The sequence below is a fragment of the Methanosarcina sp. A14 genome, assembly GCF_001729375.1.
In the GTDB taxonomy this organism is placed as follows: domain Archaea; phylum Halobacteriota; class Methanosarcinia; order Methanosarcinales; family Methanosarcinaceae; genus Methanosarcina; species Methanosarcina barkeri.
On the sequence record NZ_LZPK01000297.1, the window covers coordinates 1 to 3,173 of the forward strand.

Annotated in this window: 3 protein-coding genes; 2 read left to right on the forward strand and 1 reads right to left on the reverse strand. The window is 32.2% G+C overall.

What is annotated here, in order from left to right:
* The first annotated feature begins 709 nt into the window (after positions 1-709).
* Both A9239_RS13440 and A9239_RS13445 read left to right on the forward strand, forming a co-directional pair.
* Entirely contained in the window at positions 710-1,039 is a 330-nt protein-coding gene (locus tag A9239_RS13440; protein WP_048121889.1) for a DUF167 domain-containing protein, read from the forward strand.
* Positions 1,040-1,160: 121 nt separating this feature from the next.
* A complete protein-coding gene (locus A9239_RS13445) occupies positions 1,161-1,580 on the forward strand; it encodes a toprim domain-containing protein (RefSeq protein ID WP_048121886.1) in 420 nt (139 codons plus the stop codon).
* A gap of 155 nt (positions 1,581-1,735) precedes the next feature.
* Here the strand turns inward: A9239_RS13445 and A9239_RS13450 are convergent, their stop codons facing one another.
* Complete coding sequence (locus A9239_RS13450; RefSeq protein WP_048121885.1) at positions 1,736-2,140, reverse strand: DUF356 domain-containing protein; 405 nt, start codon at positions 2,138-2,140, stop codon at positions 1,736-1,738.
* Positions 2,141-3,173 lie beyond the last annotated feature (1,033 nt).

A 3,173-nucleotide genomic window follows, 5' to 3' on the forward strand; every position in this document is an offset into this window, starting at 1 on the left:
TTTATTATTTTTTATTATTTGTTATTATGTTTATTATCTGCATTTTTTATGATATCTATCATCTGCAGTTTGCAGTTAATTCTGCATTCTTTCAAGTTGTTTCTCCACATTGTCAGGTTCTTATACTGCTCTTATAATCGAAATCGGTTCTCTTAAGGTAAATCGGTTTTTAATATAAATATCTTCTTAATATATATACAATGTAGTAAACCCTGAGTTTGCCGACATTTTTATATATTACTATGTATATAATATGACTTCGTCGCATTGTATAGGTCCTTGCACGAGGTAATGGAAAATCCTGACTGTGAGTGTATAGACAACCCCAATGCGGTACATTGATAGTGTGACACTGCCCTGCACGAGGGTAACTGAAAGTGACTGCGGAAAACCAGAGGATGAGCTTTCGGAGTTAGTGCGCAAGGGCTACAGCACTATTTTCTCCGTCTTTTAAAAACTCTTTCCAGACGTTCTTTAAACAATGAACCTAAACGTTATTTACTTTAAATTTTACTTATTTGAGCCATTCTTTGTTTAAAATCTTATTTGCTTGAAATTTTATTTGTTTAAGCTTTTACTTGTTTAAAATTTCATTTGTTTAAACTTTTAATCTTATGTTGTTATTGTTTCCTATTATTTCTTTAGTTTCTTTACTTTAACGGATCATCCCGTTATTGATTTATATAATCCCTCCAGAAAGGTAAAAGATATGTCCTTCGAAGAGGCAATAACAGATCTGGGTTCCGGTGTAATTGTTGATATAGAGGTTACTCCAGGCTCCAGGTCGATTTCGGTTCCAAGTGGTTATAATGAGTGGCGCAAGCGAATTGAAGTAAAACTAACCAAAAATGCCCAGAAGGGAAAGGCAAACGAGCAACTGATAGAATGCCTTGCTGAACTCTTCGCAATTAACAGTTCTAATATTAGTATAAACAGTGGGGCAACAAGCAGTAAGAAGTCTTTATTGTTAAAAGGAGTTTCATATCAACAGGCAGTTTCAGTTTTTGGAGCGCATTTAATAAATAACCCCAAAATTTAAAAACTACATTTAAAAATAACCGAACTTCAAGAGTAACCTCCTTATCTCCTGATAAGTGAAATGCCTATGAGTAAACTGCAGTTCTCTTAAAGTTTTAATTACTAAAAAGGTTGCAGAAAACGTGTCTGATCTTGAAATTTACAGAAAAAGGCTTGAAAGAATTGAAGAGTTGCTCTCGGAACTCTCTGAATATTCTGGAAGGGGAGCAATTATTATTGTTGAAGGAAAAAGAGACGTTCTTTCACTGAAAAGACTTGGAATTGAAGGCAATTTTGAACTTGCAACCCATCAATCTCTTTTTAATTTCTCTGAGAAAATTTCTCGGCTTGGTAGTGAAGTAGTTATACTAACTGATTGGGACAGACGAGGTGACATCCTGGCTATAAAACTTTCAGAATACTTTCAGAGTTTCGGTTTGAAACCCGAACTTGAGATCCGAAACAAACTCCGACTCATCTCTCAGAAGGAAATTAAAGATGTAGAAAGCCTGTACACTTATGTTTCCAAGCTGAGATTGAAAACTGGCTCCTGTTCAAAGTAGGATTTCCAATAAGTCTAAATATTAAAAATGAAATTTAAAGGTCAAGTTCATAAATTAATATTAAAATTAATATTCTAGCCACTATTAAAAACAAACACTAAAGTTATCATTAAAACCAAATATTAAAGTTAACATTAACAATTGACGGACTTGGCTTATTCTTTATTAGGTTCTGCTTTCTCTTGAATTATCTCCATACTCTGTGGAGCCTTCTGATGGTTAAATGTTCTATCGAATTCCGGATACTTCGGAAAATTACCAGCCAGCTCTTCAAACATTTTGTGTCTTGGACTGATGATGATTATATGAGCAGGAGGATGAATTTTCTTCAGTCTACTAATTGCCGCCCCTGCATGATTATTCAACTCCACCAGTGCTGCAGAGTTGCATTTTGACTTGAGGGATACGCCCATTACACTAACAAGAAGTTCATCAGCATAGTTTGGTTCTATGCATTTTGGAGTAGCTGAAAATTGAATATGTCCGTATCTTTCTAGATCATGTAAGGCTATTTTTACTTTATCCGAGTCGTCTGCTCGGACTAGCGCGAATGATTTCATTTTTTACACACCACCAATATACTGAAGTTATCCCCATTTTGATATGGATTTACCCCTATAATAAACTTTGTGTATGAAAGATGCTGAACAGCCATATTTTCGGACATTCTGGCCTCTGATGATCTTTTTATCGCTTTTCCGACGCTATATATGGTCTGGTCCCCAGGCTGTAAAATTTCATTTCTCTTAGCTAAGAGATCTTCAAAAATTATAAGGGTACCTTGCAATTTCTTTTTTCAGATGTAGTATACGCTTCCAGATAATGAAGTCGTGTATTCTATACTTATATTCATCGTATATATATTCGTTTTGAAATAATATCTCTCAATGAGAAAGTTTTATTTCTTAAGTAAGAAAGCTTCTTTAATCTTCTCTTTTACAGATGTTTTTATCTGAATTCTGCCCTTTTTATATATATATATTATGAAAACAAATTTCATAAGAATATACTATTAATTTTCAACTTTGATATAATTAAAACTATAGTAATTTTATCTATTATATTACACTGTATCTATTATATTACACTGCTCAAGGTTAATTGCCAATTTTATGGAGTCTAAAATAAATTTTTAATAAGGTAGAGACTTATTTCAGGTAAATTTAAAATATGAATATTTTAACAAACTTGCGCTCCTGATATCAAGTCATCAGATAAAATTTCCAGAATTTAAATCCGAATTAGATCTCACAAGTTAAATATTATATAAAATATTAAAAATATATATTAAAACTAAACTATCAAAAATAAAATGTTATTTGATAAAATGCCATCTTTTATCTAGGACTTCTCTATATCATATACCGAAATAGCTAGCGTATAATAAGGTATCAAAAGGTATTGCACAACTATGTTCTCTTTCTTTTCGTCGTGTTTACTTCATAAATGCAGCGGAAGAATTAATACATCTTTAGAATTATGGATATACCCTTGATTTAAAGAAAAAATGATCTTTAATTTATTTCTGATATTCAATTTAAGTTCAGTGCTTTCAATAGTGAGTCTCATCATTTGTAATTCAATGATAAGATG